The sequence below is a fragment of the Actinocrinis sp. genome, from assembly GCF_035946395.1.
Taxonomy (GTDB): Bacteria; Actinomycetota; Actinomycetes; order Streptomycetales; family Catenulisporaceae; genus Actinocrinis.
The window spans coordinates 1-16,774 of sequence record NZ_DASYZI010000003.1 but is presented as its reverse complement, the minus strand read 5'-3'; the positions used below and the strand labels follow the sequence as shown (position 1 = coordinate 16,774).

The 16,774-nt window shown below is 69.9% G+C and carries 18 protein-coding genes; 7 read left to right on the top strand and 11 right to left on the bottom strand.

The genetic code is table 11. The annotated features are described in order from the left end of the window. Nucleotides 1-277: 277 nt before the first annotated feature. The 5 genes from VGS97_RS00155 to VGS97_RS00135 all read right to left on the bottom strand — a co-directional run bounded on the left by VGS97_RS00155 (nucleotide 278) and on the right by VGS97_RS00135 (nucleotide 4,795). Nucleotides 278-1,744 carry an MFS transporter gene (locus tag VGS97_RS00155; protein ID WP_326851053.1) on the bottom strand — a complete coding sequence of 489 codons (1,467 nt, stop codon included), beginning with the start codon at nucleotides 1,742-1,744 and terminating at the stop codon, nucleotides 278-280. Nucleotides 1,745-1,845: 101 nt separating this feature from the next. Next, a complete protein-coding gene (locus VGS97_RS00150) occupies nucleotides 1,846-2,553 on the bottom strand; it encodes a Clp protease N-terminal domain-containing protein (RefSeq protein WP_326851052.1) in 708 nt (235 codons plus the stop codon). Nucleotides 2,554-2,619: 66 nt separating this feature from the next. After that, on the bottom strand, nucleotides 2,620-3,810 hold the full coding sequence (locus tag VGS97_RS00145; RefSeq protein ID WP_326851051.1) for a GDSL-type esterase/lipase family protein: 1,191 nt from the start codon (nucleotides 3,808-3,810) through the stop codon (nucleotides 2,620-2,622). An 89-nt stretch (nucleotides 3,811-3,899) separates the two neighbouring features. Then, nucleotides 3,900-4,187 (bottom strand): hypothetical protein, encoded by a 288-nt coding sequence (locus VGS97_RS00140; RefSeq protein ID WP_326851050.1) that lies wholly within the window; start codon nucleotides 4,185-4,187, stop codon nucleotides 3,900-3,902. A 140-nt stretch (nucleotides 4,188-4,327) separates the two neighbouring features. Beyond that, complete coding sequence (locus VGS97_RS00135) at nucleotides 4,328-4,795, bottom strand: hypothetical protein (RefSeq protein ID WP_326851049.1); 468 nt, start codon at nucleotides 4,793-4,795, stop codon at nucleotides 4,328-4,330. A 369-nt stretch (nucleotides 4,796-5,164) separates the two neighbouring features. Between VGS97_RS00135 and VGS97_RS00130 the strand changes: the two genes are divergently transcribed. Continuing rightward, nucleotides 5,165-5,644 (top strand): YbaK/EbsC family protein, encoded by a 480-nt coding sequence (locus VGS97_RS00130; RefSeq protein WP_326851048.1) that lies wholly within the window; start codon nucleotides 5,165-5,167, stop codon nucleotides 5,642-5,644. A 61-nt stretch (nucleotides 5,645-5,705) separates the two neighbouring features. On the opposite strand, the gene VGS97_RS00125 is transcribed toward VGS97_RS00130, so the two are convergent. Both VGS97_RS00125 and VGS97_RS00120 read right to left on the bottom strand, forming a co-directional pair. Next, nucleotides 5,706-6,464 (bottom strand): class III extradiol ring-cleavage dioxygenase, encoded by a 759-nt coding sequence (locus tag VGS97_RS00125; RefSeq protein WP_349261912.1) that lies wholly within the window; start codon nucleotides 6,462-6,464, stop codon nucleotides 5,706-5,708. 99 nt (nucleotides 6,465-6,563) lie between these two features. Further along, nucleotides 6,564-7,289: a GTP cyclohydrolase II gene (locus VGS97_RS00120; protein ID WP_326851046.1), complete on the bottom strand. Its 726-nt coding sequence runs from the start codon at nucleotides 7,287-7,289 to the stop codon at nucleotides 6,564-6,566. A 213-nt stretch (nucleotides 7,290-7,502) separates the two neighbouring features. Here VGS97_RS00120 and VGS97_RS00115 point away from each other — a divergent pair, with 213 nt between their 5' ends. Beyond that, nucleotides 7,503-8,039 carry a YbhB/YbcL family Raf kinase inhibitor-like protein gene (locus VGS97_RS00115; RefSeq protein WP_326851045.1) on the top strand — a complete coding sequence of 179 codons (537 nt, stop codon included), beginning with the start codon at nucleotides 7,503-7,505 and terminating at the stop codon, nucleotides 8,037-8,039. A gap of 70 nt (nucleotides 8,040-8,109) precedes the next feature. Then, nucleotides 8,110-8,676 carry an RNA 2'-phosphotransferase gene (locus VGS97_RS00110; RefSeq protein ID WP_326851044.1) on the top strand — a complete coding sequence of 189 codons (567 nt, stop codon included), beginning with the start codon at nucleotides 8,110-8,112 and terminating at the stop codon, nucleotides 8,674-8,676. 38 nt (nucleotides 8,677-8,714) lie between these two features. Here the strand turns inward: VGS97_RS00110 and VGS97_RS00105 are convergent, their stop codons facing one another. The 4 genes from VGS97_RS00105 to VGS97_RS00090 all read right to left on the bottom strand — a co-directional run bounded on the left by VGS97_RS00105 (nucleotide 8,715) and on the right by VGS97_RS00090 (nucleotide 11,099). Next, nucleotides 8,715-9,116, bottom strand: a complete 402-nt coding sequence (locus tag VGS97_RS00105; protein ID WP_326851043.1) for a YjbQ family protein — start codon at nucleotides 9,114-9,116, stop codon at nucleotides 8,715-8,717. Nucleotides 9,117-9,144: 28 nt separating this feature from the next. Next, nucleotides 9,145-9,909, bottom strand: coding sequence for an SDR family oxidoreductase (locus tag VGS97_RS00100; protein WP_326851042.1), 765 nt, complete (start codon nucleotides 9,907-9,909; stop codon nucleotides 9,145-9,147). Between the two features lie 90 nt (nucleotides 9,910-9,999). Further along, nucleotides 10,000-10,227: a DUF397 domain-containing protein gene (locus VGS97_RS00095; protein WP_326851041.1), complete on the bottom strand. Its 228-nt coding sequence runs from the start codon at nucleotides 10,225-10,227 to the stop codon at nucleotides 10,000-10,002. 2 nt (nucleotides 10,228-10,229) lie between these two features. Beyond that, nucleotides 10,230-11,099 (bottom strand): helix-turn-helix transcriptional regulator, encoded by an 870-nt coding sequence (locus tag VGS97_RS00090; RefSeq protein WP_326851040.1) that lies wholly within the window; start codon nucleotides 11,097-11,099, stop codon nucleotides 10,230-10,232. A 255-nt stretch (nucleotides 11,100-11,354) separates the two neighbouring features. Here VGS97_RS00090 and VGS97_RS00085 point away from each other — a divergent pair, with 255 nt between their 5' ends. From VGS97_RS00085 to VGS97_RS00070, 4 genes are all read left to right on the top strand, one after another. Next, on the top strand, nucleotides 11,355-11,858 hold the full coding sequence (locus VGS97_RS00085) for an ATP-binding protein (RefSeq protein ID WP_326851039.1): 504 nt from the start codon (nucleotides 11,355-11,357) through the stop codon (nucleotides 11,856-11,858). Between the two features lie 210 nt (nucleotides 11,859-12,068). Next, nucleotides 12,069-12,902 carry an SAM-dependent methyltransferase gene (locus VGS97_RS00080; RefSeq protein WP_326851038.1) on the top strand — a complete coding sequence of 278 codons (834 nt, stop codon included), beginning with the start codon at nucleotides 12,069-12,071 and terminating at the stop codon, nucleotides 12,900-12,902. A 280-nt stretch (nucleotides 12,903-13,182) separates the two neighbouring features. Then, nucleotides 13,183-16,113, top strand: coding sequence for an AAA family ATPase (locus tag VGS97_RS00075; RefSeq protein WP_326851037.1), 2,931 nt, complete (start codon nucleotides 13,183-13,185; stop codon nucleotides 16,111-16,113). 519 nt (nucleotides 16,114-16,632) lie between these two features. Then, nucleotides 16,633-16,774: biotin carboxylase N-terminal domain-containing protein (locus tag VGS97_RS00070; protein ID WP_349261911.1), on the top strand; the 142-nt coding region annotated here is incomplete at its 3' end.

Genomic DNA, 16,774 nt, shown 5'->3' with positions numbered 1-16,774 from the left:
CGAGCTGTTGTGCGAAAAAAGGAACGAACTGTGCGCCATGCGATCGGGCAGCGCTGCGGCAACGTGTCAGGCCGCTGCATAAACAGGCTCGGCAGGCGATACCACTCAGCGCATGGTGCGCCGAACGGCACTTTCCGTGCGCCGAATGGTTGGCACCAGACCACGATGACACACCGAATCGGCCCGCAGGCTCGATCTGGGGGATTTCTTACGGATCCTTCATCCCGTCATGGTTCGCCCTGTCGCGCAGGTGACTCGTCGTGCTGTGCGTATGACGCTACGAACTCGCTCGGTAGCGCCAATAGGACGGTGTGAGGGTGGCGAGAATCACAACGCCGACCATCACGGCCAGCCCGCCCCCGGCGACCGCGGCGCGCGTTCCCGCGGCGGCGCCGGCGATTCCGTGTACCAGGTCGGCCAGGCGCGGCCCGCCCGCGACGACCACGATGAAGACTCCTTGCATGCGTCCGCGCATCTCGTCCGGGGCGGCACTTTGCAGGATCGCGCCGCGGAAGACCATCGAGACGAAGTCGGCCGCCCCGCCGAGCGCCAGGAACACGCAGGCGAGCGCCAGCGAACCGGTCAGCCCGAATCCGAGCATCGCCAGCCCCCACGCCACCACCGCACCGATCGTCATCGCGCCATGCCGCCGGATGCGGGTGAACGTCCCGGACAGCAGGCCACCGACCAGCGCCCCGGCCGGCATCGCGGCGAACAGCAGCCCGAGCGCGAGGTGATTGCCGCCGAAGGTGGTCGCGGCGATCTGCGGGAAGAGCGCGCGCGGCATCCCGAACACCATCGCGATCAGGTCGACCGCGAAGGAGAGCAGCAGCAGCCTGTTCGCACCGACGAACCGGAAGCCGTCGGCGACCTGGGTCCAGTCGGTGCGGCGCCCTGTGATTTTGGACAACGCTGTGATTTTGAACGGTACAGTGACTTTGGACGACGCTGTGGCATTGGACGGCATAGTGACTTTGGATGACGCGGTGACTTTGGCCGATGGCGTGGTCCCGGGCAACGACGCGGTCCCGGCCGGCGGCGGCAGCGCGGGCAGCCGGTAGACCGCCCAGATCGTGGCCGTCAGCCCCACCGCGTCGACGAGATACAACGTCGGCAGGCCGACGACCGGGATCAGAGCGCCCGCGACCATCGGCCCGAACAGCGCGCCCGCGAGCAACACCGTCGAGCTCAGGGCGTTGGCCGCGGGTAGCTGCTCCTCGGGCACCAGCCGGGGGATCGCCGAGCCGCGTGCCGCGGAGTTGACGCCGAACAGTCCCTGCTGCGCCGCGAGCAGCAGGATCAGCGGCCACACCGAGCGCAGCCCCGCCGCGGCCTGCGCCCAGAACGCCACCGAGGTCGCCGCGATCCCGACGTTGGTGACCAGTAGCAGCTTGCGCCGGTCCACCGCGTCCGTGACCGCCCCGCCCCAGAGCCCGAAGACGGCCAGCGGGACGAGCGCCGCGAAGCTCGCGATGCCGATCCATGAGGACGAGCCCGTCACGTCGTAGATCTGCTTGGGCACTGCCACCGCGGTGAGCTGGCTGCCCACGCTCGTGATCACGTTCGACCACCACAGGCGCCGATACGCCGGGTACCGCAGCGGTCGCGTGTCCATCGCGAGGCGGGACACCACGCTGCGCGCCCGAGCGGCCCGCAGCGTGCCGGTCGCGGACTCGTTGACGTCGGATGGCGGCTCTGGCCACTCGGACTGGTCCGCGGTCGGCGGTGCGACAGGGGTGGACATGGTACGGAATGCTAGCGGCTGTTGTCTGTTACGCATCCAGGCTTTGTTATGCACACCGATGGTGGCTATCCAACCGTCGCGCAGCCTTGCGACGCTCAGTGTCAGACGGGATGCTTCAACGTGAGCGCGGCCAGTTTCTCCGTCAGGCGCGTGGCAATGGTGTCGCGGTCGGCGCCCAACTCGACCAGCGTGCGTGTGGCCACCGACTCGGGATCCCGGTACAGCGCGAGCAGCAGGTGCTCGGTCCCGATGTAGTTGTGCCCGAGGCGCAGCGCCTCCTCGACCGAGCCGCGCAGCAACTCCATCGCCTCGGGGGAGTACGGCACGGCGGCGGTCGGCGGGGCGGGGTCGGCCACGGCCTGCATGCCCAACTGCTGCGCGCAGGATTCGAGGCTGATGCCGGTCTCGGTCAGCACCAGCGCGGCCAGGCCCTCGGCGGGGCCGAACAGCGCGAGCAGCATGTGCTCGGGTCGTACCGTCCCGTGCTCAAGCGCGTTTGCCTGCGCGGCCGCCACGCTCAGCACTTTGCGGGCCCGCAGGGTGAAGCGCTCGAAGCCGGGGGCGATGGCACCGGTGAAGCGCTTGTGCGCGGCCTGCTTGCTCACCCCGAGCACGCCGCTGATCTCCGACCAGGAGTGCCCGGCGCGGCGGGCCTGGTCGACGAAGTGGTCCATCAGCTTGTCGCCGAGTTGGGAGAGGTCGCCGGCGGTTTCCGAGGCCTGGGCGAGCTCGCCGAGTGGGCCGCCGGCGGGCGTGTCGGCGCGGACGGTGTCGATGAGTTCCTGGAGGTTCGGTGCGGGCATCATCATGCGTCAACCGTAGGGTGACGCCGGTAATTCGTCAACCCGGGATTGACGAAAGTCGGGCGGTGCGTCCTACTGTCGCGCGAACACGCCACCCGGTCCGAATACGAGCCGTGCGAAGCGGTCGCCCATCTTGCGGTACCCGGCCGCGTTCGGGTGGAGGTTGTCGGGCAGGTCGGCGAGGTCGTCCGCACTGAACAGCAGCCGCCCGTCGAGGTAATGCAGATTCGGGTCCTGCGACGAGCGCTCGGCCACGATCCGGGACAGCGTCTCGCGGACGACGCCGAGACTGAGCCTGCCCTCGGCGACCGTGGACGGCTCCGTGTCGGAGACGGCCCAGCGCTCTGCGGTAGCTGTTTGGGTGTCCCTGGTCGGCCCGGGCCTGTCCTCCACCGCCGGGCAGATGATCGGCGAGACGACCAGAAGCGCGGTGTCCGGGTGCCCTTCCCGGACGGTGTCGAGGAATCCGTGCACTGCGGGGATGAACGCGCGCAGCCGGAACGAGTCGGCGTTCACGATGTTGATGCCCAGCTTCAGGCTGATCACGTCCGCCGGCTGGTCCCTGATGGCGCGCGCGGTGAACGGATCGAGCTGCGCCTCGCCGGCGAAGCCGAGGTTCACCAGCTGCACCGAGGCCAGCCGGGCCGCGAGCGCCGGCCAGGTCTCGGTCGGCCGCTCGGCCGCGTGGCAGTGGCTGATCGAGCTGCCGTGATGCAGCCAGCGCAGCTGATCGGTGACCGGCGCCGGCGGCAGGATCGGCGCGTCGGCGCGCAACGCGACCAGTTCCACCCAGGTGTGATGGGGCAGCCAGATCTCGATGTCCTTGGGTGCGTCGCCGAGCCCGGCGAAACGCACCGTGCCGACCTGGCCCGCACGCCGCTGCGCTGTTCCGTCGGCGCCGCGGAACACGAGGTCCCCGGCGACCAGCGTCTGTCCGGCCGCGCGCACGACGCCGTCGACGACGAGGTCGAAGCCGTCGGCATGCTGCGGGATCGGGTCGCCGGGCCACACCACGTGCCGGGTCAGGACTTCCAGTTCGATCGCGCCGGCGGCACTGCGGAACGCCAGCCGCACGCCTGAGGGCTGTACGACCATGTCCTCAATGCCCTGATCGGCGTACTGCGCCCGGGTCCACAGCGGCAGTCGCCGGGGCAGCCAGCCCGCCACGGTCCGCTCCAGGTCGAGCGCCCCGCGCAGCTGCACCGGACCCGCGGCGAAGTCGGTGACGCCGTCGAACGGGGAGTCATGGATCGAGTCCGTCATGGACCGGAACCATACCGGCCTGCTGCCGCGACGAATTCGGACGCGATGGACCGGGTGCGGGCAGATCAGGCCGTTGCCAGCCAGAGCGGTCAGAGCCGCCCGACGAGCGAGGCGGAGATCCGCCCGATCGCCAGGTAGAACAGCGTGGCGATCCCGTAGTTCACGAGCACCGCGAGCTTCGTGTTCGAGAGCGTGAACAGGTCCCTGAACCACGTGGCGAGCGTGCTCGCCCAGTCGGCGTCGGTGCGCACGAGCGTGTTGCCTCCGTTGGCACCGACGAGCACGAAGACGATGTGCAGCACGATGATTGTCGCGATGACGATGGCCGCCAGTTCCACGAGGCGGCCCGCCGAGGTACGGGAAGCGGATTCGGCCATGCCACCGAGTTCCCGTGAACATGCGATTGAAACGCGTGTTCACGGCGCGAGCCGCCGCGACCCTGAGACTGCTGACGGCTACAGGCGGGCTCGGCGGGTCACAGCAACTTGAGTCAACGGACCGTCGCAGTAACGGGCCGTCAGTCGAGCGGCGAGTGCTCGCGCGGAATGTCCAGAGCCACGGCGTCGGTCGGCAGAGTCGGCTTGGGCCGCCGGGGCTCGCGCACGCCGCTGTGGAATCCGGGGTCGTCGGGGAAGAGGTCCTCGCCGCCCCAGCCGTGCCGCATCCGGTCCCGCCGCCGAGCGGACGGGCTGCGCATCAGCCGCCGCAGCCTGTCGCGCATCCACCGCGCCGGTGCGGTCATCGCGATCACCAGTGGATGGATGCTGAAACGAAAGATCATCATATTGAGCTGATATCCGGCCGCTGCGAACGGGCCGCCGAGATCGCCCCGCGCCAGTGCTACCGTCCGCCGCCACTCGGCCTCGCGCAAGCCGCGACGGTGCAGCCGCAGCGCCGAATCACCGGCGAGCAGGAGCACCGGCGAGAGGGCGAGGGCCACCAGGCCCATGCCGATCGTCCAGGCGAAGCCGCTGTATCTGCCCATGCGCATCATCGTCACTCGCATGCACCTTCTGGGGTGCGCTGTTCGTTCAGGGCGAACACTTCGCGACCGAATCGTGACACAAGGACGCTCATCCGGATCTTCGCGTCGATTCGACCATCAGATCAGCACATTGTCTTACCGTTGCGGACGAAATTCCTGGCGCCGGTCGGGGCTGACTGCTAGTGCCGTGGTAGCCGGCCTTCGCCTGTAAGTGAGGCGCGCCAGGGCAGTATGTGGCAAGGCGTCGGAACGCACCGCACCACCGGTCGTGCGTGGGCGTTCCGTAACGCAGCCGGAGGTTGTCCCAAATGTCATCATGGGGCGGTGAGCGGGGCGAAGGGCAGCTGCCGCGGCAATAGGATCGCGAGCATGAACGAGATCGCCAGCCACCCGAACGTGCTCGCCGTCGAGGCCGCCTTGCGTGCCGCCGGGGTCGCCCCGCAAGTGCGTGTGCTGCCGGAGACCGCACCCACGGCCGTCGCGGCGGCCGAGCAGATCGGCTGCGAGGTGGCCGCCATCGCGAACAGTCTGATCTTCGACGCCGCGGGCAGCCCGCTGCTGGTGCTCACCAGCGGGGTGCACCGGGTCGACACCGGGAAGGTCGCCGCGCATCTCGGCATTGTCAAGCTCACCCGGGCGAGCGCCGAATTCGTACGCGAGCACACCGGCCAGCCCATCGGCGGCGTCGCCCCGGTCGGCCACCCGGCTGCGATCCGCACGCTGATCGACGAGACGCTGGCCGTTCATGCGCAGATCTGGGTGGCGGCGGGTCATCCGCACACCGTGTTGCCGACGACGTTCGAGCAACTGGTCGAGATCACCGGCGCCGAGGCGATCGCCGTGAATTGATCATTGATCACCGTGACTCGACCGTCATGAACTGATCACCGTGAACTGACGATCCGGCCGGTCAGCCGAGCTGGACCGAGCGCTTGGACATGCCGAACCAGAACCCGTCGATCACGCTGCGCTGAGTCGACAGTTCCGCCTCGGCCGCGCCCAGTGTCACGAACAGCGGCGCGAAGTGCTCCGTGCGCGGGTGTGCGAGTCGGCCTGCCGGGGCCTTGTGCTCGAAGTCGAGCAGCGCGTCCAGGTCCTGGGCGGCCAGCGCCTGCCGGCCCCAGTCGTCGAACTCCGCCATGACTGACGGCACTTGGCCGCCGAGGCTGAGAGCGCGCAGGTTGTGCGTGAAAAAGCCGCTGCCCACGATCAAAACGCCCTCGTCGCGCAGCGGGGCGAGCCTGCGCCCGATCTCCAGCAGCTGCCGTGGATCGAGCGTCGGCAGCGAGATCTGGAGGACCGGAACGTCCGCGGCGGGGTACATCTGCACCAGCGGCACGTACGCTCCGTGGTCCAGCCCGCGGTCAGGAATGTCCTGGACCGGCGTGCCTGCGCTGCGCAGCAGTTTGCGCACGCTCTGGGCCAACTGCGGCGCACCCGGCGCCGGGTACTCGACCTCGTAGTAGCGCTGTTCGAAACCCCAGAAGTCGTACATCAGCGGCACGGTGGCCGTCGCGCCGAGCGCCAGCGGCGCATCTTCCCAGTGCGCCGAGACCATCAGGATCGCCCGTGGCCTCGGCAGTTTCTTCGACCAGGCCGCGAGTTGGCCCGGCCAGAGCGCGTCGTCAGCGAGCGGCGGCGCACCATGGCTCAGGTAGATCGCGGGCATCCGGGCTGTCGGGTCCGTCGGGCTCGTCACGGGATTCGCCACCGGGTTCACCTCGGTGGCGGCGGGAGCGTCGGTCATTGCGTTCGTCCTTTCCGTCCGTCACACGGGCAGATCGATGGAGTGGTGCGTGTGCGAGACCTTGGCCTGGAGGTACCGCAGATTCGATTCGGACACGTGCGCCTCGGTTGGGAGTTGCTCGACGACGTCGATGCCCAGCGCGTCGAGCTGGAGTGCCTTGTCCGGATTGTTGCTGAGCAGCCGGATGCTGTCTGCGCCCAGCGTGTGCAGCATCTGTGCGGCGGCCGTGTAGTCGCGCTCGTCGTCGCCGTGCCCTAGGGCGCGGTTGGCGGCGTACGTGTCGAGCCCCTCATCCTGGAGTGCGTACGCGTCCAGCTTCGCGTACAGGCCGATGCCGCGTCCCTCTTGGCGCAGATAAAGCACGTATCCACCCTGGTTAGCGATCCGCTCGACTGCCTCATGCAGTTGTGGCCCGCAGTCGCACCGCTCGGAGCCGAAGACGTCGCCAGTCAGGCACTCGGAGTGCGGACGCACCAGCGGCACGGCGGCGGTGCCGTAGTCGCCGAGGCCGAGTGCCAAGTGCTCCTTGCCATCGGCCAAACCGGTGAACGTGAACACGTCCGCTACGGTTTCCCAGCCGTCCGGGAAGCGCAGCGGCACGCGCACCTTCGTGCGCAGCGCGGCCTGCGGCACGGGCGCGACTGCCTCGGGCAGCGACTCGACGTCTCCCGGCGCAGCGTCGATCCGTGCAGCGCCCGCCGACCCGGTGGAGCAGTGCCGCTCGGCGACCGTGGTGAAAGGGAGCATGTAGGAGCTCCTTAGCTCAGATGATGCAAGTTCTCAGCTTTCCAGCTCTTCCCAACCGGAGCCTAGGGAGGATTATTTCAACGCTCAAGCTTTTTGTTCCCCGGCGGATCCGGCTCGTCGTGGGCGCTAGGGTTCCCTCGAAAGACGCGGGGCCTTCGCCGACGCGCCAGCGCCCCCGCGCGCCCGTTCGTTCCGCCGAGAGAGGACCCAGCGATGGCCGACCGCGCGCCCAACCCGTACGACTACCTACCGCAGAAGCCGAGCTTCGAGCTGACCAGCGACGACATCACCCACGGCGGCACCATGCCTGAGGCCCACGTCTTCAACGGCTTCGGCCTGACCGGCGGGAACGCCTCGCCACACCTGCGGTGGAGCGGCGCTCCCGAGGGCACCGCCGGTTACGTCGTCACGGTACTCGACCCGGACGCGCCGACCGGCAGCGGGTTCTGGCACTGGACCGTGGTCAACCTGCCGGCCGACGTCACCGAGCTTCCGCGTGACGCGGGCGCGGGCGATGACGCGCTGCCCGGCGGGTTCCACGTGCCCAGCGACTACGGCGCCCGCGGATACGGCGGCCCCGCGCCGCTGGCCGCGCCGAAGCGGCACCGCTACATCTTCACGGTCCACGCCGTCGACGAACTGCTCGACGTCGACGCGAACGTCACGCCCGCGGTGGTCGGCTTCAACCTGTTCTTCCACACTCTCGGCCGTGCCCAGCTGATCGCCGAGTACGAGGTCCCCGAGTCCTGATCCTGTGTTGATCCGCTAATCCGTTTGCGGCCGGGTCGCCACACGGCGTATCCATAGGCGCGAGATGAGTATGACCGAGAAAGAACTCGTACGCCTTTCCAAGTGGCTCTCGCTGCGCCTGCGCCACGACCCGGCCGGCATCGGCCTCGCGCTCGACACGGCCGGATGGGCCGTCGTGGACGACCTCATCGCCGCCTCGGCGCGTCACGGCGTCCGCTTCGACCGCACGAAGCTCGACAGCGTCGTCGCGACCAATAACAAACGCCGCTTCGAATACGACGACGGCGGAACGCGCATCCGTGCCCGCCAAGGGCACTCGATCGACGTCGAACTCGGATACGCCGACGCCGCGCCGCCTGACGTGCTCTACCACGGAACCGCGACTCGTTTCCTGCCTGAGATCTGGCGTAGCGGACTGCGGCCGATGGCCCGGCACGACGTGCATTTGTCGACGGACACGGCCACCGCACGTACAGTCGGGGCGCGTCACGGCGTGTCCGTCGTCCTCAGCGTGGATGCGGCGGCGATGGCTGCCGACGGGCACACGTTCCGCGTCACGGGCAACGGCGTGTGGCTCACGGCCGCTGTGCCCGCGGGGTATCTGAGCGGGCCGGAACCCGGCGGTCAAGGCGCGTAGGGTGCTCACCCTCGCCCTCCGCCTCTGCTGACCGACGGCTATCCAGCCAGGATCGAGATACGCAGTGTGCGCGTGTGGTTGTCCATGTTCGTATCCACGATGACAATGCTCTGCCACATGCCCAGCTGCGGCTGCCCGCCGAGCATCGGGATGGAGAGCGACGGGCTCACGAACGCGGGCAGCACGTGGTCGCGGCCGTGCCCGGGAGTTCCGTGCCGATGGCTGTAGCGGTCGTCCGGCGGTAGCACGTTGTTGAGGATGCCCGCCAGATCCTCCTCGCTGCCCGAGCCCACCTCGATCAGCGCGAGCCCGCAGGTCGCATGCGGTACGAACAGATTCACCAAGCCATCGCCGCGGCCCTGGCAGGCGTCACGGGCATGCCGCGTGACATCCGTGATCAGCCGGTGGCCGGTCTCGACCTTCAGAACGCTGCTGTGCACCGCCTCACCGCCTTGCTGCTCTTCTGCCTCACCACCGCTTCGACCTGGCGCGGCTCAGGCGCGTCGTGATCGAGCGGGGTACGTAGCGGGACGCCGCCGTGAGAGCCTTGTACTGAGCGCCCGGGATGCTCACGGGCACGCCGCGGCGCAGGTCGCGCATCCCGGCCTTGACCACGTCGTCCGCGTTCAGCCACATCCAGTTCGGAATGTCGCTCGTCGGGACGTTCGCCCGCTGATGGAACTCGGTGTGGGTGAAGCCGGGGCACAGCGCCATGCAGCGCACGCCCGTCCCGTGCACCTCCGCGGCGACGGATTCGCTGAAGGAGACGATCCACGCCTTCGCCGCACTGTACGTGCCACGAGGTACGAACGCTGCGACCGATGCGACGTTGACCACGGCGCCGCGCTTGCGTTCGATCATCCCGGGCAGCGCCGCGTGCGTGAGCCGCATCGTGGCGCGTACGTGGACGTCGATCAGCGTCTCCTCGTCCTCGACGCTGCTCTCGCTGAACGCCTTCCCGAGGCCGAAGCCCGCGTTGTTGATCAGCAGGTCGACCGGCCGGTCCGCATCCCGGAGCCGGTCCTCGACCGCGGCCCGGCCTTGCGTCGTCGACAGATCCGCGGGCAGCGTCTCGACTTCGGGCGCGCCGCGCCCGCGCAGTTCCTCGGCGACGGTGTCCAGCCTGGCCGCGTCGCGAGCCACCAGCACCAGGTGGTAGCCGGAGCCCGCGAGCTCGGCGGCGAAGGCCTTTCCGATGCCGGCCGTGCCGCCGGTGATCAATGCCGTCGTCATAAGCGACAGCTTGGCACGGCCCGGCGGCCGGCGCGAGCGCCGCACCCCCTGGCGGCGCCGCGCCATGCCACTTCAGCGTGGTCCCGGAAGCTATCCGAGGTCTGCGAACTGGCCGTCGGCGATCCCGGCCGCGAACGCCCGCCACTCGGCCGGGTCGAACACCAGCGCGGGCCGGGCGCGGTCGGTCGAGTCGCGGACGGCGACGTGGCCGCCGGGCAGTGCGGCCAGTTCCACGCAGCTGCCGGTGCCGGACGAGTGGCTGCTGATCCGCCACTGCGCGCCGGACAGGTCGATCGAGTACTTCGATGGCACGCTCATGTTCAACTCAACTCCTCGGTGGTTCGGATGATCAGGGCCCGTGATTCCCACGGCCCGAGCGCAGTGCCACGTAAGTGGTTGAAATAAGAGTCATACAGTCTGACGTCGTATTCGTCGTCGATGTACCACGTGGTGGTGTACTGCTCGACGTAGACGACGTCCGGTTCGTAGTCCGCGGAGAAGGACAGGATGGTGAAAGGCATGTCCATGCCAGTGTGCTCGCCGAGGCCGAACGGGATCACCTGCACGACCGCGCGCGCGGCGTCGGCGTGCTCGACCAGCCTGAGCAACTGCTCGCGCATCGCCTTCGCCCCGCCGACCGGCCGGCGCAAGGCGGCCTCGTCGAGGATCACCGACAGCCGCGGCGGATCGTCCCGCTCCAGCACCTTCTGCCGGCTCAGCCGCAGATCCACCAGGCGGTCGACCTGGTTGGGCCCGGCCTCCGGATTGCAGCTGCGGATCAGCGCCCTGGCGTACTCCGCGGTTTGCAGCAGCCCGGGCACCAGCAGGTTCTGCACGTAGCGGATCGCCGAGCTGGAGGTCTCGAAGTCCAGCAGCGGGGTTATGTGGCCGGGCAGCACGTCCTGATAGGACTGCCACCAGCCGTGCTTGCCGGCTTGCCGGGCGAGCTCGACCAGCTCCTCGCGCAGCGGCCCGCCGTCCACGCCGTAAAGGTCGAGCAGGTCAGACACGTCGCCGTGGTGCGCGGCGACCCGGCCAGTCTCGATCCTGGACACCTTCGAGGCCGACCAGCGGCCCAGCGGCGCCAGCCGCTCGGCCACCTGCTCGCCGGTGAACCCGGCCGCCAGCCGCAGCCTCCTGAGCTCGGCCGCCAGGCGCCTGCGGCGCGCGGTCAGATAGCGGCCGGGCATCGCGCCCGCGCCCCTTGTCGCCGCCGTGGCGGCCCTTTCCGTACCCGTTGTCCTAAATGGCGCTCATAGTCCACGGCGCTGATACTGAACGCTCGGCGGGCGTGCGGGGGAGCGGACCGAGGCGTATTCACCTGAAAGAGTTGCAGTAGTGCAATTTGCAACCACTCGGCGTTACCGGTGCGTAGCATCGAGTGCAGTCCCGTGCAAGAGCGGCTAACTAAAGACACTACGACCCGGGACCAAGGTGGCAGCCCGATGAGATCGCCAACGGCGGCGCAGGCGGATTTCCCCTCGTGGACCCCCACCCCGGTCGGTCCGGCCAGAACCGCGCTTCCCGAACCACGGCCGGCCGCGGGGCGGGCGTCCGGCCCGCCGCCCGCCAGCGCACCGCCCGCTGTCTGGCAGTTCCCTGCATTGCCGGTACACGTCCGGATGGCCCGCAACTGGCTGGAGGCCTGGATCGCCGAACGCGGGCCGGGCGAGGACGCGGCCTACCGTGCCGCGGTGGCCTTCAGCGAACTGGTCACCAACGCCGTGCTGCACGGCGCCGGGCCGGTGACCGTCAGGGCCCTGGTCGGGCCGGGCCGGATCGAGTGCGAGGTCTCCGACGGCGCCCGCGACCTGCCGGTGGTCTACGAGGCGGCCGAGGACGACGAGCATCACCGGGGCCTGTCGCTCGTCGAGGCGCTGACCACCTCCTGGCAGGTGCGCCGCCGACCTGAAGGAGGCAAGACGGTGACATTTGTCGTCGAGCCATGATGGTATTGGCGATATACGGTCGATCAGGACTGTTCGACGCCTTCAGTGGGACGACGTTCCGTCGAACGTGTGAGCGAATGCCCGGCACGTCAGACGTCTGATAGATTCGATGCTTGTTTTTCGTCGTGAAACCGCTACGCTGCGCAGCGTTTTCCATACAATCCACCGCGTGTCCAGCGTGGGCGTGCACTACGGAATCCGGAGGGGACAGTGAGCCCTGGAGAGGGACGGACGGTGACGACCGGCCGGGTTCCCGAGTCGTGGTACGGCTCGGACACCTCGAAGGCGCATCCCGCACGTGTGTACGATTACTGGCTCGGCGGCAAGGACCACTTCGCCGCGGACCGGGTGGTCGCCGAGCGTGCCGCCGTCAACGCCCCGGAGGTCACCATGGCCTGCCGGGAGAACCGCGCCTTCCTCGGCCGCGCGGCGCGCATGCTCGCCGAGGACGGCGCCCGGCAGTTCCTCGACATCGGCACCGGCTTCCCGACCATGGGCAACAGCGACGAGGCCGTGCACTCGGTGGACCCCGAGGCGCGCGTGGTCTGCGTCGACAACGACCCGGTGGTGCTCGCGCACAGCAGGGCACTGCTCTCCCGCCGCGGCTCCGGGTCCACCACCGTGCTCGCCGGAGACCTGCGTGAGCCGGAGCGGATCCTGGACGACCCGGCGCTGCACGCCGTGATCGACTTCAGCCGGCCGGTCGTGGTGCTGATGGTGGCGGTACTGCACTTCCTGCGGGACGAGGACGACCCGGCCGGGGTCATCGCCAGGTTCCATGACGCGATGGCGCCCGGCAGCCACCTGATCGTCTCGCACGCCACCTACGACTACAACATCAAGGTGCTGAACAACTCGCGGGTGTGGAACGACGCGACCTCTCCGTTCATCCCGCGCAGCCGGACGCAGATCGCCGAACTGCTCGCCGGATTCGAACTGCTGGATCCCGGCCTGGTGGACGTCGCGCACTGGCGCCCGGACGGCAACCGGCCGCTGCCGCCGATGCACCTGAACATCTACGGCGCGGTCGCCAGGAAGGCCTGAGGGTGGCCGGGCGGGATCCGCCGCACCCCCGGCGACCTGGGCGGAAAGACACTTGAGAGGCCTGATTCTACGGACGCATTATATAAGCAGCCTGCAACCCGGACCATTGCCCATTCTGCCTTCTCAGGTATATAGTCCCTGGCAGTGGTTTGTACAGTAGTTGCACGGTCTCGCTGCGTATGCGCGGCAGAATCCCCGGGCGACGCGCAGTCGCCCACCGCAACGCACCGGTGTGCTGAGGACGGATCCGCACCGAGCCGTCCCACGAGGAGGTTCGACCGTGTCCACCCTCGTCCGCCCGGTTGTGACCAGGGCCGTCCACGGTCGGGGTTCCGTCTTCGCGCCGCCGCTGTCCGAATCCCAGGGTGACCAGCCGATCGGCCGCGAGGAACTGCTGCGCCAGGCGCGCGAGCGGGTACGGCAGGGGCCTGGGGTACTGCTGTATGGACCGGCCGGCATCGGCAAGTCCAGGCTGCTGTCCGCGCTGGCGGCCGAGGCCGCCGCCTCGGGTATAAGGGTGCTGCGCTGCACGCCGGCCGAGGCGGAGCTGCGGCTGCCCTTCGTCTGCCTGATCGACCTGCTCGGCCCGGTCTCCGACGAGATGATCGCCCGGCTGCCGGCCGGCATGGGCACCGCGCTGCGCGCGGCGCTGCTGCGCGGCACCGTGCCGCACAGCGACCAGGACCGGCTCAAGGTCCAGCTCGCCGTCCTGCAACTGCTGCGCGAGCTTTCCGCCCGTGGTCCGCTCTGGCTGATCATCGACGACTTGCAGTGGGTGGACCGGCCGACGGCGCAGGTGCTCGGCTTCGTCGCGCGCCGGATGGCGGGGCTGCCGGTCCGGGTGCTGGCCGCCGAGCGCGCCTCCGAGAGCGGTTCCCCGGCGTACGGCGAACTCGTCCCGCCGGACACCACCGAGTACCCGGTCACTCCGCTGACCCTCGCCGACCTGGCCGCGGTGCTGGACCGCTACACCGGCGCGCACGCGAAGCTGCCGTCGCTGACCGTGCGGCAGATCCACCAGGCCTCCGGCGGCAACCCCTTCTACGCGCTCGAACTCGCCCGTGCGCTGCCCCCGGACCGCGGCGCCCTCGCCCCCGGCGAACTGCTGCCGATACCGTCCCGGCTGCGCGCGCTGCTGCTGCGCCGGCTGCGCGAGCTGCCCGAGCCGACCAGGTCCGTGCTGCTGCTGGCCAGCACCGCGGACCGGCCGACGCTCACCCTGCTCGGCAAGGTGGGCGGCGACGCGGGATTCGGCCACCACCTGGCCGTCGCGGAGCGCCTCGGCGTCATCCGGGTCGGCGCCGACGGGCTCATCAGGTTCGAGCATCCGCTGGTGCGCGCGGCGATCTACGCCGACGCCTCGTCCAAGGCCCGCCGCACCGCCCACGCCGACCTGGCCGCCGCGGTCGTCGAGCCGATCGAGCGGGCGCGGCACCTCGCGATGGCATATCCCGCGGAGAACGAACAGGTCGCCGCCACGCTCGCCGACGCCGCGGCCTCCGCCCGGCGCCGCGGTGCCCCGGCCACCGCCGCCGAACTGGCCGCGCTCGCCGCCCAGCGCACTCCGGCCGACGAGGGCGCGCTACGCACCGAGCGTCTGCTCGCCGCCGCCGAGTACGCCTGCGACGCGGCGCTGCGTGGCGAAGCCCGCCGGCTGGCCGAGCAGGTCCTCGAACACAGCACTTCCCCGGAGCACCGCACCGAGGCGCGCATCCTGCTGCTGCGCTGCGCCGGCAACTCGCTCGGCGCAGCCGCCCCGATCATCGCCCAGGGCCTGTCCGAAGTGGCCGGCGACCCCGGGCTTGAGGCCAAGCTGCGCTGCTGGTCCGCCCGGATCGAACTGGTCGTCGGACACGTGGTCGCCGCGGCCGCGTTCGCCCACGAGGCCGCCGAACTGGCCCGGCGCGCGGGGGATCCGGTCACTGAGATCACCGCGCTGACGGTCCTCGCGCACAGCCACTGCCTGACCGGCGACCCGGCCGGACAGGTCGCCCTCGACCACGCCTTCGAGCTGGCCTCGCGCAACCCGGTGGTCGGCGGCGGACCGGCCGGGCTCTGGGAGCCGGTGCGCCGCGAGGCGCTGTTCGACATGCACGCCGACCGGCTCGCCGCAGCCGAGCGCAAGGTCGCCGCGCTGCTGGACCGCGCGGCCGACGCGATCGGCGTCGAGGACCTGTGCACCGTGCTGATCACCCAGACCGACATCCGGGTGCGCGCCGGGGCATGCGCCGCCGCGATACAGAGCGCGCAGCGTGCGCTGCGGCTGATCGAGGACGTCAACGACAGCTGCAACCCGGTGCTGTTCGCCGCCGCGCTCGCCGAGACCGCGGGCGGCTCGCTGGACCGGGCGCGCCTCTACGCCGAGGCGGGGGTGCTGGCCTCGCGCGCCGACGGCGACCAGCACGGCCTCGTGCGCAACCTCGCCGTGCTCGGCCGGATTTACCTGCTCGCCGACGAGCCCGCCCGCGCCGTCGAGCCGCTGCGCGAGGCCGGGGAGATCGAGCGCCGCGTCGGCATCTGCGACCCCGCCTCGGGCAACTGGCACGCGGACCTGGCCGAGGCGCTGGTGGCCATCGGCGAACTGGACGAAGCGGCCGAGCTGATCGACGCGGTCGGCGATCAGGCCCGGCGCCTCGGGCGGCGCGGCGTGGCCACCGCGCTCATCCGTTCGGATGCATTGCGCCTTGCCGCGCTCGGCGAGTTCACCGACGCGGCCGAGCAACTGCGTGACGCCGCCGACGAGCAGATCGACCTGCCGCTCGAACACATCCGCACCCTGCTCGCCCTGGCACAGGTCGAGCGCCGCCGCCGGCACCCCGGCGCGGCGCGCGACGCGTTGTCCGAGGCGCATCGGGAGGCGATCGCGATCGGCGCGACGCTGTGGGCGGAGAAGGTCGAGCGCGAGCGCGGCCGCCTGGGCGAGCCGATGGCCCAGAACGGTGTCGGCGTGGAGAACGCGGCGTTGACCGGCGCGGAGCGCCGCTGCGCCGAGCTGGCGGCGGCAGGGGCGACCAACCGGGAGATCGCCGCAGCGTTGTTCGTGAGTGTCAAGACGGTCGAGGCGACGCTCTCGCGCAGCTACCGCAAGCTCGGCGTGCGTTCTCGCACCCAGCTGGCGCGGATACTGACCGACACGGGACTGGCTAGCGCGGCGCTCGCGAGCATAGGGCTGCCGGTCGATGCCCGCCACGTCCGCCGCATTCCGGCCTGAGCCTGCCGACAGCCGCCGAGAGCCGCCGTCGCGATCAGTGATGCGCGCGATGCCCCTGCGAATCTGTGTGCTGCCCTGAGAAGTGCTGACCCCTGCGCGCCGTGCGCGCCGGTACGTAGTGAGTCAGATTTCTACCAAGTTTCGCGATTTCCGGCGACTGCGGGGAAACACAAGGGTTTTCCCGCTTATGGCAGGTCTCTGTCTCTCCTAGGTTGAGTGTCGCATACGCCTGCACCGGCCACGCCGGAGGGGCGGGTGCGGCACAGGCGGTTCCCCCCAGCATGCGCTCGCTGACCACCCCACCGACTGCTGTCGTCGGCCGCGGCCATGCATACCGAGGCGGCCCCCGGACCCGGGTCCGGGGGCCGCCTACGTCTGTCAAGGGGGGGCGTGCGGCGCACACCGTGAACGCCGATTGAACACCCCACCGGTCGATGGACTTGGCAGTATCGTTGGACCCTGACACGGGTTGGCCCGTTCCGCACACGGCGAGGAAGGACGACGGGGATGAGTCACGGCATGCGCAAGGTGTTGATCGCGAATCGTGGGGAGATCGCGGTGCGGGTGGCGCGGGCGTGTCGGGATTTGGGTTTGGTGAGTGTGGCGGTGTTCGGGGAGGCGGATCGGGATGCGGTGCATGTGCGGGTGGCGGATGAGGCGT

What these genes read in the sequence shown, in the direction of transcription:
- VGS97_RS00150 (WP_326851052.1), bottom strand. Translation starts at nt 2,553, where the DNA reads ATGATGATGCCCGCACCGAACCTCCAGGAACTCATCGACACCGTCCGC.
- VGS97_RS00090 (WP_326851040.1), bottom strand. Translation starts at nt 11,099, where the DNA reads ATGCCCGGCCGCTATCTGACCGCGCGCCGCAGGCGCCTGGCGGCCGAG.
- VGS97_RS00130 (WP_326851048.1), top strand. Translation starts at nt 5,165, where the DNA reads ATGAACGAGATCGCCAGCCACCCGAACGTGCTCGCCGTCGAGGCCGCC.
- VGS97_RS00110 (WP_326851044.1), top strand. Translation starts at nt 8,110, where the DNA reads ATGACCGAGAAAGAACTCGTACGCCTTTCCAAGTGGCTCTCGCTGCGC.
- VGS97_RS00100 (WP_326851042.1), bottom strand. Translation starts at nt 9,909, where the DNA reads ATGACGACGGCATTGATCACCGGCGGCACGGCCGGCATCGGAAAGGCC.
- VGS97_RS00095 (WP_326851041.1), bottom strand. Translation starts at nt 10,227, where the DNA reads ATGAGCGTGCCATCGAAGTACTCGATCGACCTGTCCGGCGCGCAGTGG.
- VGS97_RS00115 (WP_326851045.1), top strand. Translation starts at nt 7,503, where the DNA reads ATGGCCGACCGCGCGCCCAACCCGTACGACTACCTACCGCAGAAGCCG.
- VGS97_RS00120 (WP_326851046.1), bottom strand. Translation starts at nt 7,289, where the DNA reads ATGCTCCCTTTCACCACGGTCGCCGAGCGGCACTGCTCCACCGGGTCG.
- VGS97_RS00125 (WP_349261912.1), bottom strand. Translation starts at nt 6,464, where the DNA reads ATGCCCGCGATCTACCTGAGCCATGGTGCGCCGCCGCTCGCTGACGAC.
- VGS97_RS00145 (WP_326851051.1), bottom strand. Translation starts at nt 3,810, where the DNA reads ATGACGGACTCGATCCATGACTCCCCGTTCGACGGCGTCACCGACTTC.
- VGS97_RS00135 (WP_326851049.1), bottom strand. Translation starts at nt 4,795, where the DNA reads ATGGGCAGATACAGCGGCTTCGCCTGGACGATCGGCATGGGCCTGGTG.
- VGS97_RS00085 (WP_326851039.1), top strand. Translation starts at nt 11,355, where the DNA reads ATGAGATCGCCAACGGCGGCGCAGGCGGATTTCCCCTCGTGGACCCCC.
- VGS97_RS00155 (WP_326851053.1), bottom strand. Translation starts at nt 1,744, where the DNA reads ATGTCCACCCCTGTCGCACCGCCGACCGCGGACCAGTCCGAGTGGCCA.
- VGS97_RS00140 (WP_326851050.1), bottom strand. Translation starts at nt 4,187, where the DNA reads ATGGCCGAATCCGCTTCCCGTACCTCGGCGGGCCGCCTCGTGGAACTG.